This is a genomic window from Moraxella caprae DSM 19149 (genome assembly GCF_000426885.1).
Taxonomy (GTDB): Bacteria; Pseudomonadota; Gammaproteobacteria; order Pseudomonadales; family Moraxellaceae; genus Moraxella; species Moraxella caprae.
Genome location: NZ_AUGF01000006.1, coordinates 1 through 18,789, shown reverse-complemented (window position 1 = coordinate 18,789; position 18,789 = coordinate 1). Strand labels below are relative to the sequence as shown.

Annotated in this window: 15 protein-coding genes and 1 pseudogene; 7 read left to right on the top strand and 9 right to left on the bottom strand. The window is 45.1% G+C overall.

All coding sequences use genetic code 11. The annotated features are described in order from the left end of the window. The first annotated feature begins 15 nt into the window (after positions 1-15). The gene (locus K941_RS17010; RefSeq protein WP_156892289.1) at positions 16-177 is read left to right on the top strand and encodes a hypothetical protein; all 162 of its coding nucleotides are present in this window, start codon (positions 16-18) and stop codon (positions 175-177) included. 349 nt (positions 178-526) lie between these two features. Continuing rightward, the gene (gene gorA / locus K941_RS0102020) at positions 527-1,888 is read left to right on the top strand and encodes a glutathione-disulfide reductase (protein WP_029102296.1); all 1,362 of its coding nucleotides are present in this window, start codon (positions 527-529) and stop codon (positions 1,886-1,888) included. Between the two features lie 155 nt (positions 1,889-2,043). Here gorA and trxB read toward each other — a convergent pair whose 3' ends face one another. Both trxB and miaE read right to left on the bottom strand, forming a co-directional pair. Then, on the bottom strand, positions 2,044-2,985 hold the full coding sequence (gene trxB, locus K941_RS0102015) for a thioredoxin-disulfide reductase (protein WP_029102295.1): 942 nt from the start codon (positions 2,983-2,985) through the stop codon (positions 2,044-2,046). Positions 2,986-3,196: 211 nt separating this feature from the next. Further along, entirely contained in the window at positions 3,197-3,865 is a 669-nt protein-coding gene (miaE, locus tag K941_RS0102010) for a tRNA-(ms[2]io[6]A)-hydroxylase (protein WP_029102294.1), read from the bottom strand. Positions 3,866-4,459: 594 nt separating this feature from the next. On the opposite strand from miaE, the gene K941_RS0102005 reads away from it, so the two are divergent. Then, positions 4,460-5,461 (top strand): porin, encoded by a 1,002-nt coding sequence (locus K941_RS0102005; protein ID WP_029102293.1) that lies wholly within the window; start codon positions 4,460-4,462, stop codon positions 5,459-5,461. A 66-nt stretch (positions 5,462-5,527) separates the two neighbouring features. Here the strand turns inward: K941_RS0102005 and K941_RS0102000 are convergent, their stop codons facing one another. The 7 genes and pseudogenes from K941_RS0102000 to K941_RS0101970 form a co-directional block, all read right to left on the bottom strand. After that, entirely contained in the window at positions 5,528-6,298 is a 771-nt protein-coding gene (locus tag K941_RS0102000) for a pteridine reductase (RefSeq protein ID WP_029102292.1), read from the bottom strand. Then, the gene (locus tag K941_RS0101995; protein ID WP_029102291.1) at positions 6,295-7,437 is read right to left on the bottom strand and encodes a hypothetical protein; all 1,143 of its coding nucleotides are present in this window, start codon (positions 7,435-7,437) and stop codon (positions 6,295-6,297) included. The genes K941_RS0102000 and K941_RS0101995 overlap by 4 nt, the downstream gene beginning before the upstream one ends. Positions 7,438-7,530: 93 nt before the next feature. Further along, positions 7,531-9,870, bottom strand: coding sequence for an NADP-dependent malic enzyme (locus K941_RS0101990; RefSeq protein ID WP_029102290.1), 2,340 nt, complete (start codon positions 9,868-9,870; stop codon positions 7,531-7,533). Positions 9,871-9,941: 71 nt separating this feature from the next. Next, positions 9,942-12,023, bottom strand: a complete 2,082-nt coding sequence (locus tag K941_RS14425) for a TRAP transporter permease (RefSeq protein ID WP_084137647.1) — start codon at positions 12,021-12,023, stop codon at positions 9,942-9,944. 1 nt (position 12,024) lies between these two features. Then, positions 12,025-12,492, bottom strand: coding sequence for a DUF1850 domain-containing protein (locus K941_RS14420; RefSeq protein ID WP_167539579.1), 468 nt, complete (start codon positions 12,490-12,492; stop codon positions 12,025-12,027). Positions 12,493-12,639: 147 nt separating this feature from the next. Further along, positions 12,640-13,643, bottom strand: a pseudogene (locus tag K941_RS14415) (TAXI family TRAP transporter solute-binding subunit); the annotation flags it as partial. 251 nt (positions 13,644-13,894) lie between these two features. Continuing rightward, positions 13,895-14,638: a sulfite exporter TauE/SafE family protein gene (locus K941_RS0101970; protein WP_029102289.1), complete on the bottom strand. Its 744-nt coding sequence runs from the start codon at positions 14,636-14,638 to the stop codon at positions 13,895-13,897. 286 nt (positions 14,639-14,924) lie between these two features. Between K941_RS0101970 and K941_RS14410 the strand changes: the two genes are divergently transcribed. The 4 genes from K941_RS14410 (at position 14,925) to K941_RS0101950 (ending at position 18,688) form a co-directional block, all read left to right on the top strand. Further along, positions 14,925-16,031: a Bug family tripartite tricarboxylate transporter substrate binding protein gene (locus K941_RS14410; protein ID WP_084137646.1), complete on the top strand. Its 1,107-nt coding sequence runs from the start codon at positions 14,925-14,927 to the stop codon at positions 16,029-16,031. Positions 16,032-16,091: 60 nt separating this feature from the next. Beyond that, positions 16,092-16,544 carry a tripartite tricarboxylate transporter TctB family protein gene (locus tag K941_RS0101960; protein WP_029102288.1) on the top strand — a complete coding sequence of 151 codons (453 nt, stop codon included), beginning with the start codon at positions 16,092-16,094 and terminating at the stop codon, positions 16,542-16,544. Between the two features lie 3 nt (positions 16,545-16,547). After that, entirely contained in the window at positions 16,548-18,050 is a 1,503-nt protein-coding gene (locus tag K941_RS0101955; RefSeq protein WP_029102287.1) for a tripartite tricarboxylate transporter permease, read from the top strand. Positions 18,051-18,136: 86 nt separating this feature from the next. Then, positions 18,137-18,688 (top strand): helix-turn-helix domain-containing protein, encoded by a 552-nt coding sequence (locus K941_RS0101950; protein WP_029102286.1) that lies wholly within the window; start codon positions 18,137-18,139, stop codon positions 18,686-18,688. Positions 18,689-18,789 lie beyond the last annotated feature (101 nt).

Genomic DNA, 18,789 nt, shown 5'->3' with positions numbered 1-18,789 from the left:
TAAAAGGAGTCATTCATGATAGCCCTAGACCTACCCCCACAAGTAGAAACGCAGATTGTACAAATTGCCAAACAACAAAATATGTCGGCAAGTGATTATCTTGTGTCAATGGCAGAAAAGTTGGTTGCTGAGCAACAACCCCCAATCCTTTTTAGCAACCCAAGAAGAGATTGGTGATGACGGTAAAGAGCTAACGGGTATTCGCTCTTTACCGTCATCAGCCAATGCCCAGCCATAGTCATGTCTTCATTCCCGACAACATCAGCTTATTGCAAGATGAACTTATCAATTGGCAACATATTCAAGGCTCAAAGCAATTAACGGACGCTTGTCAAATACAACCACGCTGTTTTTGTATCGCTTGACAACCGCATTGCCACGCATACCGCTATCGGTATTGGAAGCAGGATTTTATCAGTTTAATGGATTGACTTATTTAAAAAATCGATACCAACGATTTTTCAAATACATCGTCATCGCTGTTATTTTACGTTATAATAACCCAACCTTTTTTTGGAGAAAACCCATGACCAGACATTTTGATTATATTACCATCGGTGGCGGTAGTGGCGGTATCGCTTCTGCCAACCGTGCCAGTATGTACGGCAAAAAAGTTGCCGTGATTGAAGCAAAACACGTTGGTGGAACGTGCGTTAACGTGGGCTGTGTGCCAAAAAAAGTGTTGTGGTACGGGGCGAACATGGCAACCGCCATTCACAACTATGCCCCTGATTATGGCTTTGATTTGGACGTCAAAAACTTTGATTTTGCCAAACTCGTTGAAAACCGCACCGCCTACATCAACCACATTCATCAATTTTATAAAAACACCTTTGAAAAAAATGGCGTAACGCTCATCAACGGCTTTGCCAAATTTTTGGATAAAAATTCGGTAGAAGTCAGCTATGAAAATGGCGAGACCGAGACCATTACCGCTGACCATATTTTGATTGCCACAGGTGGTCGCCCACACCGTCCCAACATACAGGGGGCAGAATATGGCATTGACTCGGACGGCTTTTTTGATTTGACCGAATTGCCAAAATCGGTGGCGATTGTTGGTGGTGGCTACATTGGCGTTGAGATTGCAGGCGTGATGAATGCCTTGGGTGTGGATACGCATTTGTGCGTGCGTAGCGGTATTTTAAAGAGTTTTGATAAAGATATTGTAGAAGTTTTGCAAAATGTCATGGTCAAAGACGGCGTTACGTTCCATGCGGGCGTAAATCCTGTTAAAATTGAAAAAAATGACGGCTTGACCGTGTATTTTGACAATGGCGAAACCCTAAATGTGGACTGCCTGATTTGGGCGACAGGGCGTGTGCCAGCGACTGATGTCATTGACTTGCACAAAACAGGCGTGGCAACCAACGAAAAGGGTCAAATCATCGTGGATAAATTCCAAAACACCACGGTGGACGGCATTTATGCGGTGGGTGATATTATTGAAAACGGCATTGAGCTGACCCCTGTGGCGGTGGCGAGCGGTCGCAGACTGTCTGAACGCCTGTTTAACAATAAGCCCGATGAACACCTAGATTATAGCAATGTCGCCACGGTCGTGTTTAGCCACCCACCCATTGGCACAGTCGGCATGAGCGAAAAAGACGCCATTGATGAATTTGGGGCGGACAAGGTCAAGGTCTATAAATCCAGCTTCACGTCCATGTACTCTGCCATTACCGCTCATCGTGAGCCGTGTCGCATGAAACTTGTGTGCGTGGGCGATGATGAAAAAGTGGTCGGCTTGCACGGCGTGGGCTTTGGCGTGGACGAGATGATTCAAGGCTTTGCTGTCGCCATCAAAATGGGGGCGACCAAACGTGATTTTGATAGCACTGTTGCCATTCATCCCACAGGGTCTGAAGAGTTTGTTACGATGAGATAAGTATTTGTTTTATCATTAAAAAGACAAATTGCCTAGGCAATTTGTCTTTTTGTTGTTGGAGTTAAAGTTGCCATTGAAAGGCCTATAAAAAGCCCATTTAAAAAACAATACTAAATGGGCTGTGTGTCTAAATCCGTGGTTTGCTTTGGGTGAAATCACATCCCATCCAAGTACTTCTCCGCATCTAACGCTGCCATACAGCCTGTCCCTGCCGATGTGATGGCTTGGCGGTAGATATGGTCTGCCACGTCCCCACAAGCAAACACGCCGTCAATGCTGGTGGCGGTGGCATTGCCGTCCAGTCCGCTTTTTACCACGATATAGCCGTCTTTCATAGTAAGCTGACCGTCAAAAATGGCGGTGTTTGGCTTGTGTCCGATGGCGATAAACATTCCCATGGCGTCTATCTGTTTGGTGGTGCCGTCTGTGTTTTGGATAATCACGCCTGTTACGCCCATGTCATCGCCCACGACTTCTTTGACACTGCTGTTCCATTCAATCGTGATGTTGCCGTTTTTGACTTTTTCAAACAGTTGGTCTTGCATGATTTTTTCGGCTCTAAGGCTATCACGGCGGTGGATTAGGGTAACATGGCTTGCGATGTTAGATAGATACAAGGCTTCTTCTACGGCGGTGTTGCCCCCACCGATGACGACGACTTTTTGGTTTTTATAAAAAAAGCCGTCGCAGGTGGCACACGCTGACACGCCACGCCCCATAAATGCCGTTTCACTCTCCAAGCCTAGATACTGAGCAGTTGCTCCTGTGGCGATGATAAGAGCATCACAGGTATAAGTGCCGTTGTCGCCTGTTAAGGTAAAAGGGCGGTTTTGTAGGTCGGTGGTGTGGATATGGTCATAGATAAGCTGTGTCCCAAAACGTTCGGCGTGTTCTTTCATGTTATCCATGAGTTCACCCCCCGTTAAGCCCTCTTTTCCGCCTGTCCAGTTGTCAATCTCGGTGGTGGTGGTAAGCTGTCCGCCCAGTTGTAGCCCTGTGATAATGACGGGGTTTAGGTTGGCACGGGCAGCGTACACCCCTGCTGAGTAGCCTGCTGGTCCTGAACCTAGAATGATGAGTTTGTGATGAGTGGTCATAATATTTCCAAAGGTAAAAAGGTAAGATGATAAGATGAATGCGTTTAACTTTTAACTGTAAGTCATCAGTCACTTAAAGTTAAAACCAAGGCAAAAAGCCAAAGAGTAAAGCCATAATATGCGTCTGCCCGCCCAAATTGCAAGCACTACGCACGCTAAAATTTAAAATCCGATGATTGATAAATACGATGATGGCTTGCTTGGATAAATTTTAAACAAAGTCAGGCACGCCACTATGAAAGCGTAGCTCCCCATCAGGGCTATCTATCAGCTCCGCTTCCACCGCCCGAAAAAACGCCACTCGCTCATCTATTGGCTCATCAGATACCGACTGGGCAAGGGCAAGATAATCTTCATAATGACGGCTTTCGGATTTGAGTAAGTATTTATAATACTTTGATAACTTTTCATCATCAATCACATCCGCCAATGCCGAAAATCGCTCACACGAACGAGCTTCGATAAACGCCCCGATAATCAGCACGTCTATCATGCCGGCAGGCTCCCACGTGCGTTTGTGCTTTAATAGCCCCTTGGCATATCGCCCCGCAGGCAGGTGCGACCATGCGATGCCACGCTCTTTCATGAGTTCTAACACCTGCTCATAGTGGAGCATTTCTTCACGTACCAGCTGGGCAAGTTTTTCTTGCAAATCCCTGTGAAACTCATAACGAAAAATCAAATTCATCGCCGTCCCTGCTGCTTTTTTCTCGCAGTTGGCGTGGTCTTGCATGAGTAAGGGGAGATTATCTTTGGCGACAGCGAGCCATTTATCGCTAGTTTTTGCCCCCAAAAATGCATGAATATGGCTGATGTCGGTTTTGGCTTTGGCACGGCTAGCGATGACGTGCAAGTCATCTTCGGGCAGTATGTCAGTCATAAATATTTCCAATATTGATTAAACATTAAAATTATGGATATATTTTAGCATGATTTAACCATCTGTGAACCCGTTTTGGTTGTCACGTACAGCCCCAAATTGATTATTTTTCACACAATAGCGCAATATAACACATATAAAACATTAATACATTGATCTAAAATTAACGCTATATAACTTCATGTCATGTCAAAAAACACCATCCAATTAAAAAATATTCTCAATGCTTACAAAATTTTTGGAAATCAGTAATATTATAAATTATTGATAAATATAATATTTTTAAAATTTATGCAAAAAAGTGTGAATTTTTGTGATAAAAGGTGTTGCAAAATATGACAAAATTGCTATTCTATACACACGGTATGGAATTAATGACTGTTTTTGTCTATTGTGTTAAGCTTATGCAAAATTTGATACATGATTATCAAAAAATGTAAAAGTTATCACAAATATGTCACGAAACTATGATGAAATACCCATATTGGCAATAACTTAAAAAAGCCGTGATAAGCTGTTAAGCGATTTATGGTTTATCACACTGGGTGCAAGCGTACAGCAGCCCCATCACTAAAAATGTCAGTGGAGAAACCCATGAAAAAACTACTTTTAGCGTCAGCCGTTGCTGCTCTGTCTATCACAGCTGCTCAAGCTGCCCCACAAGTTTACGGTAAAGCGTTTTTAACTCTTGACGTACAAGACGGCAATAGTAACAGTGCAAGCAGAGACTCTCGTAGCCAACTAAACTCTAACACCTCTCGTATCGGTTTTAAAGGTTCAGAAGCTCTAACTGCCAATACTGACCTTGTGTATCAATTAGAATATGGTATTGATGTTGATGCCAATGAAGATCAATTCTACTCTCGTGATACGTTCCTAGGTCTATCTAACAAGCAATATGGTACTTTGCTTGCTGGTCGCTTGAGTGCGATTGATGGCATGGTTGACTATGCTAATGTAACAGAAGGCGGTGTCATCGGTGGTGATAATGTGCTAGCCACTATTGATAGTCCACGTGCTAACAATACCCTTGCGTATGTCTCTCCAAAATATAACGGTCTTAACTTCCTAGGCATGTATGTTCTTGATGAGAACAACAATACAGATACTTTGGCTCGTGATGCATGGGGTGTTGGTGCTCAGTTTGAACCCGAGAGTGCCCCATACCGTGCAGGTGCTACTTATGTCCAATCAGGTAAGACTAAAGCGATTCGTGTTAGTGGTGCTTACGACCTAAGCCCTGCTACTACTGTAGCTGCCCTATATCAAAATACTCAATGGAGTGCGTTACATCGTACCGCTTTGGGTGCTGGTACCGAGAAAGAAAATGCATTCACTCTATCTGCTGAGCATAAACTAGTACAAACTCCTTGGTCTACTTATGGTCAGTTAGACTATGTTGATAATGCACGTGGCAACAAAGATGCTGAAATTTTCCGTACTGTAGTTGGTGGCAAGTATGCCTTTAACCAAGCAACCACTGGTCATCTATATGGTGCTTACCAACGTTCTGAAGGTGTTAACCTAAGAAATAATGCTACTGGCAACAAAGCAAATGCTTATGGTGTCGGTGCAGGTCTAGAATACAAATTCTAATTTGTATCACACCCTTACAAAAACCCGCCTGATGGTGGGTTTTTGCTGTTTTATGTCCTGTCTTTTTTAGCCACCCTTTAATGTCAAACTTCGTCCACCGTCCACCGCCAAAATCTGCCCTGTGATATAAGGAGCAGTTGCCAAAAATAGCACCGCTTGGGCGATGTCATTGGGCGTACCGATTTTTTGCAAAGGAACCGATTTTGTTAGCTTGTCTTTGATGGTGTCGTTTAATTCATTATTTTTATTGTCTTCTGGAAAAATGTTCACACCAGGGGAGACGCCATTGACCCGTACGCTTGGAGCAAACTCCAACGCCAAGGACTGCACCATGCCCAGATGTGCCGATTTTGCCATGTTATAAATGGGATAGCCGATAAAGGGTTTATCTCGTGCATGAATGTCAAGCAGGCTAATGATTGCTCCATGATTTGTGATAAGCTCATCTTTAAAAACATGACTTAAAAATAGTGGAGCTTTGGCATTGGTCAAAAACAAATCGTCCCAGTCCGTTTGCCATTTATCAAACTCATCATTGACATCACTTGGATAAAAACTTGACGCATTATGCACCAAAACATCAATCCGCCCAAATAAAGCTATGGCGTGATTTTTAAAATCTGCCAATGTATTTTTATCATTAACAACACTCAAATCCGCCTTGATGATTTTGGCACTATTATCACAAATGGCATTTAATTCATCTGCCAAATTTTGAGCATCTGTTTGGCTATGATGATAATGGATAATGACATTAAAGCTGTTGTTGTGAAAGGCTTGGACGATTGCCTTGCCAATGCGTTTTGCTCCGCCTGTGATTAGGGCGACTTTTTTCATAAAATTGCCTTTTTTAAAAATTCGCTTAATTTTAATAAGCGTAACCGTGTCAGCTCATCGCCAATTTGTTTGCCTTTTAATGACTTATCAATATCATTAATCGTTACCGATTGATAAAGGCTAATGGAGTGATGAAAAAATTCACGATTGATTGTTTTATTATTCACTATTTCTACCGCATCAATCAAATCAAATAATATCGTTTTGTCTTTTTGGGCTTTGGTATTTTCTATTAACATTAATAATTTATCAGCAGAAATGTCTTGATAATGGGTTAATTCATCAAAATGCGTGATGAATAATTGGGCAAATTGCGTAATGGCTTTGGGCGTTAATAACCGCTCGCACAGTTTTGATAAATCCGCTTTATTGTCCAAAAATCCATAGGTTAATATGGCAAATTTGATATGCAATGGCTTATCGTGGGCGGTTTTTAATTTATCAAATGTGATTTGGCGAATGGTGTTATCTTGCCAAATGGTGTTTAGCTCGGGTAGAATTTGTTTTAAAATATCTAAGTCAAATAACAACTCAAAAAACGCAAACGCACACATCTCATCAAAAGCCTTCACGCATTCCGTCCAAATCCGCTCACGGCTAAGGTGCAAAAGCTCCCCCTGACTGGCAATGGCTTGCATAAGGCGAGCGGTGTCAGGGTCGACCGTAAAACCCAGCTCATAAAAGCGAGCATAAAAGCGAGCGACTCGCAACACACGAAGCGGGTCTTCGCTAAATGCAGGGGATACATGGCGTAAGAGCTTGTGGCGTAGGTCATTTTGTCCGCCATAAAAGTCCACCACTTGCCCTGTGCGTGGCGTGTCGTCAAACAGCCCGATGACTTCTATGGCAAGGGCGTTTATCGTCAAGTCTCGGCGAGCTAGATCGTCTTGTAGGCTAACCCCGTCCGTCTGTACGGCAAAACCTTGATAGCCTTTGCCGTTTTTGCGTTCGGTGCGGGCAAGGGCGTACTCATTATGGGTGTGCGGGTGTAAAAACACAGGAAAATCCGCCCCCACTTGGGTAAAGTCATGAGCGAGCAGGTCGGCAGGTGTTGCCCCTACCACCATAAAATCTTTGTCTTTGATAGGGCGACCTAAGAGCGTATCACGCACCGCCCCACCAACTAAATATACTTGCATGGTAAATTTTTTTTGATAAATTTGGCTCATTGTAGCGTAAATTTAAGCATAAAAAAAGCACCCTGATGAGTGCTTTTTTGGGGTATGGTAGGCTTATTTTGCCATTTCTTGAGCGTCCGACACCGTCAGAGCTGTCATATTGACAATGCGGCGAGCGGTCGCAGAAGGTGTCAAGATATGCACGGGCTTATCCGCACCAAGCAAGATAGGTCCTAGGGCAGCCGAGCCTGTGGCAGATTTTAGCAAGTTGAAAGCAATGTTAGCACTATCAAGCGTTGGCGTGATAAGCAAGTTGGCATTGCCTGTCAAGGTGCTAAACGGTGCTGCCATCTCACGCAGACGGCTATCTAGGGCGGCATCGCCGTGCATTTCGCCATCAAATTCAAAATCCACGCCTTTTTGGGTAAGGATTTTGTGAACTTCACGCATCTTAACGGCAGACTCTTTGTCGGACGTACCAAAGCTTGAGTGCGACAACAAAGCAACTCTTGGCGTTACCCCAAAACGGCGTACTGCTGCCGCTGCCAAGATGGTAAGCTCGGCAAGCTCTTCGGCAGTTGGGTCTTCGTTGATATAAGTGTCAGCAATAAAGATGTTGCGGTTTTGCATGAGTACGGCATTCATGGCATAGAAGTTTGAGACGCCCTCACGCTTACCGATAATGCGTTTTAGGTAATTTAGGTGCAAATCATAAAATCCAAACGTACCGCACACCATGCCATCGGCATCGCCAAGCTCCACCATCAACGCCCCATGCAGGGTTGTCTTACGGCGAACATCACGGCGAGCAAGCTCCAAGCTTACCCCTTGACGTTGCACTTTGCCATAGTAATGCTGATAGTAGGTGTCATTTTTGGGATTGGTATGTGGATCGATGATGGTGATGTTCTGACCGTCCACCAAACGCAGTCCCAACGATTTGATTTCTTGATTGATGATGTCATGACGCCCGATAAGAATCGGCTCGGCAATCTTCTCATCAACCACCACCTGCACCGCACGCAAGACGTTGATGTCTTCACCTTCGGCATAGACAATGCGTTTTGGGTTGGCTTTTGCTTTGTTGAAAATGGGCTTCATGGCAAGGGCTGAGTTATAGACAAACTCAGACAATTTTTGGCGATAGGCATCAAAGTCTGCAATCGGCAAGGTTGCCACGCCTGTGTCCATCGCAGCCTTGGCAACAGCAGGGGCAATCTCTAGGATTAGATTTGGCTCCAAAGGACCGGGGATAAGGTATTCACGCCCAAAGCTTTTGCCAGTTTCGTCTTTTTGACTGTCTACAGACGGGGTGGATTCGGTGTGAGCCATCGCTGCGATGGCGTGTACGCACGCAAGCTTCATCTCTTCATTAACGACAGTCGCCCCAACGTCCAATGCCCCACGGAAAATATAAGGGAAACATAGGGCGTTATTGACTTGGTTGGGGTAGTCTGAGCGACCTGTTGCCATGATGACATCATCACGCACCGCATGAGCAAGCTCGGGCATAATCTCAGGGGTTGGGTTGGCAAGGGCAAAGATAATCGGGTCTTTTGCCATTGAGCGTACCATGTCTTGGCTGACCACGTCTGGCCCTGACAGACCTAAAAATACGTCGGCACCGTTCATGACTTCGGCAAGGGTGGTCTTGTCGGTATCACGAGCAAAGCGGGCTTTGGATTCGTCTAGGTTTTCACGGCTTGTCGTGATAACGCCTTTTGAGTCAAGCACATAGATGTTGTTTTTGTTGGCTCCAAGTGCCACAATCAAATCAAGGCAACTAATCGCTGCCGCCCCTGCCCCTGAGCAGACAAGCGTAATCTCGCCGATGTTTTTGCCGTTAAGTTGTAGAGCGTTTAGCAGGGCAGCGGCTGAGATGATGGCGGTACCATGCTGGTCGTCATGGAACACAGGAATGTTCATGCGTTCACGCAGTTCACGCTCGATTTTGAAGCACTCAGGCGCTTTGATGTCTTCAAGGTTAATCCCGCCAAAGGTTGGCTCTAGGCTTGCCACTGTCTCGATGAATTTGTCGGGGTCGGTCTCATTAATCTCAATGTCAAACACATCAATGCCAGCGAACTTCTTAAATAGCACGCCTTTACCTTCCATGACAGGCTTGGACGCCAATGCACCAATGTTGCCAAGACCGAGCACAGCAGTACCGTTGGTAATCACGCCAACTAGGTTTGAGCGGGCGGTGTATTTGGCGGCAAGTTTGGGGTCTTTTTCGATTTCAAGACAAGGCACCGCCACGCCAGGGGAGTAGGCAAGAGCTAGGTCTCGTTGGTTGGCGATTTGTTTGGTGGGAGTGACAGAGATTTTACCAGGACGGGGGTGTTCGTGGTAATGTAGGGCGTTTTGTTCAAATTGTAAACGCTGAGCATCCGCTTCGGATAAAAAAGCGGTGTCGTGAGTTTTGTCCTGTGCAGGAACATCTTGATGAGTCATAATGCTTTTCCAGGTTGTTGAGAATAAAAACTATGAATAAAAATCGCTTTATTTTAACATGATTTTGGGGGTCATGCTAGGATTTGTTTATGGGTGTTTCTGTCTATTTTTTGGTTTGAAAAAAAACACCGCCCAAAGGCGATGCATGGATTAACACAGCGCAGTTTGTTTTTTTTTGCCATTTTAACATTCAATAGTAACATGGCAATGACCACCCCAAGACCAATAACGTCCGTCATGGTCTCAGGCACGATAAGGCAAAACGCCCCAATAGCAGTAACAACCCTCGCCCATGTCGGTAGCGTGGTCTTAAAGTAACCCTCTACGGACGCTGATAGAGCAAGCACGCCAATGATGGATGTGGTGACAACAGTAGCAATAACGTGCCATGCTGGCATGGCAAACTCTTTGGCGGTAACTGCCATGTCGGTAACATCAATCATCATCATGTTGGGGTTATAGACAAACATAAATGGCACGATAAAGCCAGCCAATGCCAGTTTGAGTGACTGCCAGCCTGTTTTCATGGGGTCACCCCCAGAAATACCCGCTCCTGCAAAGGCGGCTAATGCCACAGGTGGTGTGATGTTGGCAAAAATCCCAAAATAAAACACAAACATATGAGCCACCAAAATCGGCACATCAAACGTTGCCAAAGCAGGGGCTGCCATGGTTGCGGTGATGATATAAGCAGGAATGGACGGCAAGCCCATGCCAAGCACCATGGACGCAAGCATGGTTAGGAGTAACGTCAAGAACAGCGAGCCTGCCCCAAGCGTTACGATGGACGATGTCATGACCGTGCCAAAGCTTGTTAGGTTTACCACGCTGATGACTACGCCCACGACCGCACACGCTGCCATGACCGACAGCGACTGTTTGGCACTGTCTTCAAATGCCCCTAGAATATCCTTAAAACCCATGCGAGTCTCAGGGCGTAGCCAGTTAATCACGATGGTCGCTGCGATGGTATAGGCAGCGGTATAGCCAATCGGCACGTTTTTGGCAAGTAGTACCACCAAAAACACGATGGGCAGGAGCATATGTCCACGAGCTTTTAGAACTTCTTTGGCACGGGGCAAATCCGCCTTGGGGATGCCACGCAAGTTAAGCTTACCTGCTCTAAAATGCACCTGAGCAATCACGCCCAGATAGTACAGTAGGGCAGGCAGTACCGCCGATAGGGCGATGGTGCTGTATTTGACCCCTGTGGTTTCTGCCATGATAAAGGCGGCCGCTCCCATAATGGGTGGTAGGATTTGTCCACCGACAGACGCACTGGCTTCCACCGCCCCTGAGAACTCTTTACTGTACCCCACACGCTTCATAAGTGGAATGGTAAACGCCCCTGTGCCAACCACGTTAGCAACAGCAGCTCCATTAATAGAACCCATAAAGCCACTAGAAATCACCGCTACCTTGGCAGGACCGCCTTGTTTATGACCTGCCAACGCCAACGCCAAATCGTTGAACAACTGTCCCATACCAGAGCGAGCCAAAAACGAGCCAAATAAGATAAACAAGAAAATAAAGGTAACAGACGCACCGATGGCGGTCGAGTATAGCCCTTCGGTTTTTAGGTATAATTGTCCAAAAATATCGCCAAAATCATAAGGGCGTGTCAGTAGGCGATCAGGCATAAAATCCATGTGGCTGATAAATGGATACGCCAAAAAAACTAAGGCAAAAATTGGTAAAATCCACCCTGTAATCCGCCGTGCCATTTCCATAACCACCACCACCGTGATGATGGCAAAGACGATGTCCATTTGGTTGGGGATACCACCCCGTATGGTAACGATGTCTTGGTATTGCCATATCAAATAGCCAGCACCGGACAAGGCAAGAGCCGTCCAAATCCAGTCATACCAAACGACCTTTTGACGGCTGGATTTTTTGGCGGGGGGATAGATTAAAAAAATAAGAGCCGCCCCCACCGCCACGTGGATAGAGCGTTGCACTAGTTCGGGCAGGGGGTTGAAGGTGATGTATAAATGAAAAATCGAGTACAAAATGGCAATGCCAGCAATCAGATAACGCACCCAGTTGTCTTTGGGGTTTCGAGTGACAGATTCTCGGTCAAATTTTTCTAAAATCTCTTGAGCTTTACTGTCTGATATGCCAGTATCGTCAGGGGTTTTTGCATTTGTCATGTTATTCTCTTTGTTGTTTTAAACATGAAGGGATGTGATAAAACTGCCAAAAATTCAGCTGCTCTGGACTGATATGGATTTGGCTATATTCGGGGACGATTTTATAAAGCGATAACGTGTGAGTGTCGCTCAAAATCTCGCCTTGCATGTTGGTTGAGACTATCCAGCTGATTTGAGGTGTGGACTGATTGATAAGTTGTCCCACATAGCCTTCGGGAGCGCTGATGGTCTTGCCTGTACTAGGCACGCCCGCTCCGAATGTTTGGATATAAGTCTTGGTCAAAACCAGTACATCCTTGTCTAACTCATACACTTCTTGCCAATACTGCTTTTCTACTGAATGTCGCCATTTTAAAATAAAGCCATCAGGCAGACGACAACGAGCGAGCGTGTGGTGATGAGTGTCGGTGGTTAATATTACCGCATTGTTGGTAGGGGCAAATATCCCCGTCAGACAAAGGATAGCCATAGCCATGCTGATGATGACTATGGTTTTTGGGTGCTTGATGATAATGACTTACTTCTTCTCTTCGGTGGTCGTTTTAACAGTTTCGGTAGTTGCTTCGATCTCTGTGGTTTGGACGGTGTCGCCAGAGATGGGCTCGTTGGCAGTAGTAGCACTCATTTCATCATAGTAACGTTTTGCCCCTGCATGTAGTGGTGCAACCAAACCTGTCTGAGCCTTAGCAATATCAATGTCTTTGGCGGCTTGGTGAGCGTTTTGCAGGGCAGGCAAGTTTTCAAAGAGTGATTTGGTTAAAAGATAAACGTCATTTTCGCTCAAATCACTACGCACCACAAGGGCGTTCAAAATCGCCGCCGTTGGCACATCTTCGGTATTGCTGTAGGTACCTTTGGGAATATTCATGGGGACAAAGTAAGTTTTGGTTTTGGCAATCTTGGCAAGTTTGTCAGCAGGGACGGCAACCATTTGTAATTGAAAGCCTTGTTCTAGCTCCATGAGCGATGAGTTAGGCAGACCACTGGTCAAAAATGCCGCGTCTAACTTGCCTGATTTTAGACCGTCAGCCGCTTCGGCATAGCCTAAATAATCCACCTTAACATCGTTATAAGTGATACCAAAGCCCTCAAGCAAAGCACGAGTGGCAACTTCTACGCCTGAGCCTTGGGCGCCAACAGCGATACGTTTGCCACGCAAATCTTCAATGCTTTTAATTCCCGAGGCTTGTGAGGCAACAATCTGCACATAGTTGGGTATAGCGTGGCGATTTGTGACACGCTGGTAAGTGGGGTCTTAAAGTTACCTGTACCGCTTACCGCTTCATTAAGAGCGTCGCTCATGACAAATGCCATTTCTAGTTTTTTCTGGTCAAGTAGGTTTAGGTTCTCAACCGATGCCCCTGTGGTTTGGGTTTTGGCGTTGGCACCGAACTGACTGGCATAGCCTTCAGCAAGTGAGGTGCCGATGATGTTATAAGGACCTGACGCACCGCCTGTGCCGATGGTTACAAATTTGGTTTCCAACTTATCGCTTGCAGTATTGCTTGTGTTTTGGCTACTGTCAGTTTTTTGCTCGGCAGATTTGTCGCCACCACAAGCGGTGAGCAGGGTAGATATACCGATGATACAGGCGAGGGTAAGTTTGTTGAATGCTTTCATGAATTACTCCTAAAATAAAAAGAATTGACATTGTCATCATTTAGACACAATCTTAACAAGATAATACAGTCAAAAAAGTTGTCAATAAAAAAATTATGTTTTTTGAAATCATGGAGTATTTAATTTGCCAAAAGCACAAAAAACACCACCCAAAGGCGACATTTGATTTGGAGCGATTTGTTTGGGTTTTGTGGATGGTTTTATGTGTAAGCTGTGGTTTTAAGTGATAATGGCATGATGACTTAATTTTATTAAAACATCGCTCCCAACCACCCAAATTTGACCGCATTGTCATGGATGATTTTTAGGGCGATGATGGTCAAAATATAGGGTAGGGCAGTTTTTAGCCATGCCATTGGGATTTTGTGGCGAAGTTTGACCCCAGCCCATGAGCCTAGCGAGGCAGAGATTGCCATCAGTACAATGACCTGCCAATATGCCAAAAATTGAAATCCCAATATCGCATAAATTACCAACTTAAACACATGAACAATCGTCATCATGAGCGAGCCTGTGGTGACGATGACATCATTATCCTCATATTTTTTCATGAGTAAGGGCATATGAAGTGGACCGGGAGCTCCGACAAATAAACCTATGCCCGTTTGTAAAAAACCAATTAAATAAAAGTTTTCAAAACTTTTTAATAAGCGATTAATGGTTTTTGACCATTGGGTAAGTAAAATATAAATCGCAATAAATAACGGAATAAGTTCTAAATGGATAAATTGCACCATCGTACCAAATACTAACATACCTGCCACCGCCCCCACCGCAAAAGGATGGACATAGGTAAAATCCATTTGATGACGACCAAACCAAATGCGACTGACATTGCTGGCAAGCTGTGCTGAGCCATGCACGGGAATGATGGCACTGGCAGTTAGAAACATTGGCATGAACCCCAGTAAAATCGTGCCACCGCCAAGCCCTGTAATGCCAGCAAGAGCAGATGTAAAAAAGTTGATAATCCCTAAAATAAACTCATTGGACATGGCAATATCAGCATCATAAACATGGCATTAATGTAGCAATATTTCATATAAAATACAATCATGTATTTTATATATTGCACCATTTTTTTTATAAAATTTATATATTTTTTTGTTGCAAAATGTTTTTTATTTTTATATGATAAGTGAAGTTTTGTGATAAGCCGTTTAGATTAATGATAAATTATCGCAAAATGAATATTGGACTTATCCCAATAAAGCCACTGAGTTTAGGTATGAAGGGTGTGGTTTTATTGGGTTTTTATACCTTAAAATATCGGAGTGGTATATGAAAGCTTTTAAATACGGAGCGATTGCCCTATCTATCTTGGCACTGACTGCATGCGGTGGCGATAAACAACAAGCTCAATCAGGCACAACAGGCGGTGATACAAGCGTAGCAGGCGAAGCCCCAAAACGCCCTGAATGTATCGCCCCTGCCAAACCAGGTGGCGGTTTTGACCTAACTTGTAAACTTGCTCAATCAGGCTTACAAGACTTAGGTCTGCTTGATAAACCCATGCGTGTTACCTACATGCCCGGTGGCGTGGGTGCGGTGGCATACAACAAAATCGTTGCCAACGACCGCAAAAATGGCGATGCGATTGTGGCGTTCTCCACAGGCTCTATCCTAAACCTATCACAAGGCAAATTCGGTCAATTCACCGAAAAAGATGTGAAATGGCTTGCGGCGGTGGGTACAGATTATGGTATGGTGGCGGTTAATGCTAACTCGCCTTACAAAACCCTGAACGACTTGGTGGATGCCCTTAAAAAAGACCCCAAATCCGTCTCCTTTGGGGCAGGTGGTAGTGTGGGCGGTCAAGACTGGATGCAAACAGCTCTACTTGCCAAAGCGGCTGGCATTGACCCAAATACTATGGGTTATGTGGCGATGGAGGGTGGCGGTGAGGCAGTAACAGCGGTACTTGGCAACCACATTCAAGTGGTGTCAGCAGGTATTGCTGAGGTCATGCCTCATGTGAAAGCAGGCAAATTGCGTGTACTTGCGGTGTTTTCTGCCGAGCGTTTGGAAGGCGAGGGCTTTAAAGACATTCCTACCGCCAAAGAGCAGGGTTTTGACATTGAGTGGCCTGTGATTCGTGGTTACTACATGGCACCAGAGGCATCTGATGCGTCCTATAACTGGTGGAAAGGTCAATTTGACAAAATGCTGGCTGACCCTAAATTTGCTGAACTTCGCACCAACCGTGAACTTCTGCCATTTGCCATGACAGGCGATGAACTTACTAAGTATGTCTATGAGCAAACAGAGGAGCTACGTGCTTTGTCGGCTGAGTTTAACTTGGTTGAAGGTAATGTAACCACGCCAAAAGCAGAAGAAAAGCCTGCTGATGCTCCTGCCGAAGAAGCTAAACCTACTGAAAAAAAATAATCATCTCATGATGACAAAACCAATCCTGTTTTGGGATTGGTTTTTTAAAAAGGAAATTTTATGGTAGATCGTATATTTTCAGGGCTTATGCTTTTGGTGTCGCTCATTTTGCTTGTCATGGCATGGGGCTATACCGCACCCATCTCTTACGACCCCATCGGTCCCCGCCCTTATCCTGTCATGCTATTGACTCTTTTGGCGGTATTGAGTGCGGTGATTGCGTTTCGTCCTGCCAAATTTGCCGAAAAAATCGAGTTGGGTCTCAATAAGCCCATCATCAAAAACCTAGCGTTTTGTACCATTGCCATGACTTTGTATGCTGTGCTGTTTGAAATGCTTGGCTACATCGTGGCGACCACGCTCATGGCATGGGCGGTGGGTGTGTTGTTTGATGGTAAATGGCACAAGACACTCATCGCCTCTTTGGTAATGGCGGTAGGCACATATTATTTGTTTAATGGTCCGCTAGAAGTGAGCCTGCCTGCGGGTATTTTGAAGCCAATTTTGGGGTAAATCATGGATGCTTTAAATTTTTTAATACAAGGCTTTGCCGTTGCGACCACACCTCAAAACCTAATCATCGCTTTGGTTGGGGCATTTATTGGTACGATTGTGGGTATGCTCCCTGGGCTTGGCCCGATTAACGGCGTGGCGATTTTGCTACCGATTGCTTATGCGATGGGTCTGCCACCTGAGAGTGCGTTGATTTTGCTTGCTGCTGTTTACTTAGGCTGTGAGTATGGCGGTCGTATCTCAGCGATTTTACTAAATGTGCCGGGGGATGCGGCGGCGATCATGTCCACGTTGGACGGTTATCCGCTTGCCAAACAAGGTAAGGCAGGGATTGCCTTGTCATTATCCGCCCTAAGTTCGTTCATCGGTTCGATGATTGCCATCACAGGGGTGGTGTTGTTTGCACCGCTTTTGGCAAACTGGGCGATCAGCTTTGGTCCTGCTGAGTATTTTGCCCTCATGGTCTTTGCCTTGACCTGTCTTAGTGGCTTGGTGGGCGATGCTCCCCTAAAAACAGGTATTGCGGCAGTCATTGGGTTGCTGCTTGCCACTGTTGGTGTTGATGCGGTAACGGGTGTGTATCGTTTTACCTTTGGTTCGGTCAATTTGTCTGATGGCATCGCCTTTACCACCATCGTCATCGGCTTTTTTAGTGTGAGTGAAATTCTCATCATGCTAGAAAAGACAAGCGTGGGTCAAAAAGCCCTAGAACAAGGCAAGCGTGGCATGGTCAATGTCAAAGAGTTCATGTCGGCAGTAGGTGCGATTGTGCGTAGTGGCTTAACGGGCTTTGTGGTGGGTGTACTACCAGGGGCGGGTGCGACCATCGCCTCAGCGATGACCTACTCAAACGAGCGTAAAATCGCAGGCGAGAGTGGCAAGTTTGGCGAGGGCGACCTACGAGGTATCGCAGCTCCTGAGGCTGCCAACAACGCCTCTGCTTGTGGTTCGTTCATTCCCATGCTGACGCTCGGTGTGCCAGGTTCGGGTACGACTGCCGTGATGATGGGTGCTTTGACCCTGTACAACATCACGCCCGGTCCTCAGCTTTTTGCTGAGCAACCTGACATCGTGTGGGGCTTGATTGCGTCTTTGTTTATCGGTAATGTGATTTTGCTGGCGTTAAACTTACCGCTTGTCAAATTCTTTGCCAAACTGCTCGACATTCCAAACTATATCCTAATCCCAGCCATTGCCGCGGTGAGCTTTGTGGGTGTGTACTCAATTCACAGCACCACTTTTGACCTCATGCTGATGATTGGTTTGGGTATTTTTGGTTATTTCTTGCGTAAGCTGAACTTCCCATTGTCTGCCTTGATTTTGGGTTATGTACTTGGTCATTTGATGGAATCTAACCTACGCCGTGCGTTGTCCATTTCACAAGGCGATTTGGGTATCCTATGGCAAAGTGGCATTTCCATGACTTTGTGGGTGCTTGCTATTATCATGGTGATTTTGCCGATTTATCGTGTGATTAAAGGTAAAAAAGTGAAAAAGATTCACTAATTGCCTTATTGCCAAAAAATCCGTCCAATGATAGGTGAACCGCACCCCAAAAGTTAGACACCAAACTAACCTTTGGGGTGCTTTCTATGGCAAAATACACCACCGACTTTAAACTTTCTGTCATTGCTCATTATCAAAGCAATCACAGCTACAAACGCACAGCAAAACATTTTGGTTTAGACCACAAAACCGTAGAGCTGTGGGTCAAACTCTATCAAACACACGGCATTGATGGTATTCAAAGACGAAGTACCAAAGCCGTCTATGACACAGACTTTAAACTTAATGCAATCAAACAACTTCAAAATGGCAAATCCTTAACACAGCTTTCCATAGAGCTTAATCTACCAACCCCATCTTTACTGTCAAACTGGTTAAAATCCTACCAAACCTTTGGTATAATGGGATTAGAACCCAAACCCAAAGGCAGAAAAGCAATGTCAAACAAACACAACGCCAATCAAAACAAATTAACAAACAAAACAACAAGCAAACCAAGTTGGCAGGCCAAACCAGACAATGAAAAAAGCGTTGATGACTTACTTGCTGAACTTGCCTATCTTAGAGCAGAAAACGACTACCTAAAAAAGCTCGATGCCTTAATTCGTCAAAAGGAACAATTAAAGAACAAGTCCTGATTGTTCAAGAATTAAGGCATAAACACAAACTTAACAACCTACTGGCAGTTTCAAACCTGCCAAGAAGTGTGTTTTACTACCACATACGCCAAAGCACAAAA

Excerpts from the sequence above, each read along its gene's own strand:
- K941_RS17010 (WP_156892289.1), top strand. The coding sequence starts at position 16 with ATGATAGCCCTAGACCTACCCCCACAAGTAGAAACGCAGATTGTACAA.
- gorA (WP_029102296.1), top strand. The coding sequence starts at position 527 with ATGACCAGACATTTTGATTATATTACCATCGGTGGCGGTAGTGGCGGT.
- trxB (WP_029102295.1), bottom strand. The coding sequence starts at position 2,985 with ATGACCACTCATCACAAACTCATCATTCTAGGTTCAGGACCAGCAGGC.
- miaE (WP_029102294.1), bottom strand. The coding sequence starts at position 3,865 with ATGACTGACATACTGCCCGAAGATGACTTGCACGTCATCGCTAGCCGT.
- K941_RS0102005 (WP_029102293.1), top strand. The coding sequence starts at position 4,460 with ATGAAAAAACTACTTTTAGCGTCAGCCGTTGCTGCTCTGTCTATCACA.
- K941_RS0102000 (WP_029102292.1), bottom strand. The coding sequence starts at position 6,298 with ATGAAAAAAGTCGCCCTAATCACAGGCGGAGCAAAACGCATTGGCAAG.
- K941_RS0101995 (WP_029102291.1), bottom strand. The coding sequence starts at position 7,437 with ATGCAAGTATATTTAGTTGGTGGGGCGGTGCGTGATACGCTCTTAGGT.
- K941_RS0101990 (WP_029102290.1), bottom strand. The coding sequence starts at position 9,870 with ATGACTCATCAAGATGTTCCTGCACAGGACAAAACTCACGACACCGCT.
- K941_RS14425 (WP_084137647.1), bottom strand. The coding sequence starts at position 12,023 with ATGACAAATGCAAAAACCCCTGACGATACTGGCATATCAGACAGTAAA.
- K941_RS14420 (WP_167539579.1), bottom strand. The coding sequence starts at position 12,492 with ATGGCTATCCTTTGTCTGACGGGGATATTTGCCCCTACCAACAATGCG.
- K941_RS0101970 (WP_029102289.1), bottom strand. The coding sequence starts at position 14,638 with ATGTCCAATGAGTTTATTTTAGGGATTATCAACTTTTTTACATCTGCT.
- K941_RS14410 (WP_084137646.1), top strand. The coding sequence starts at position 14,925 with ATGAAAGCTTTTAAATACGGAGCGATTGCCCTATCTATCTTGGCACTG.
- K941_RS0101960 (WP_029102288.1), top strand. The coding sequence starts at position 16,092 with ATGGTAGATCGTATATTTTCAGGGCTTATGCTTTTGGTGTCGCTCATT.
- K941_RS0101955 (WP_029102287.1), top strand. The coding sequence starts at position 16,548 with ATGGATGCTTTAAATTTTTTAATACAAGGCTTTGCCGTTGCGACCACA.
- K941_RS0101950 (WP_029102286.1), top strand. The coding sequence starts at position 18,137 with ATGGCAAAATACACCACCGACTTTAAACTTTCTGTCATTGCTCATTAT.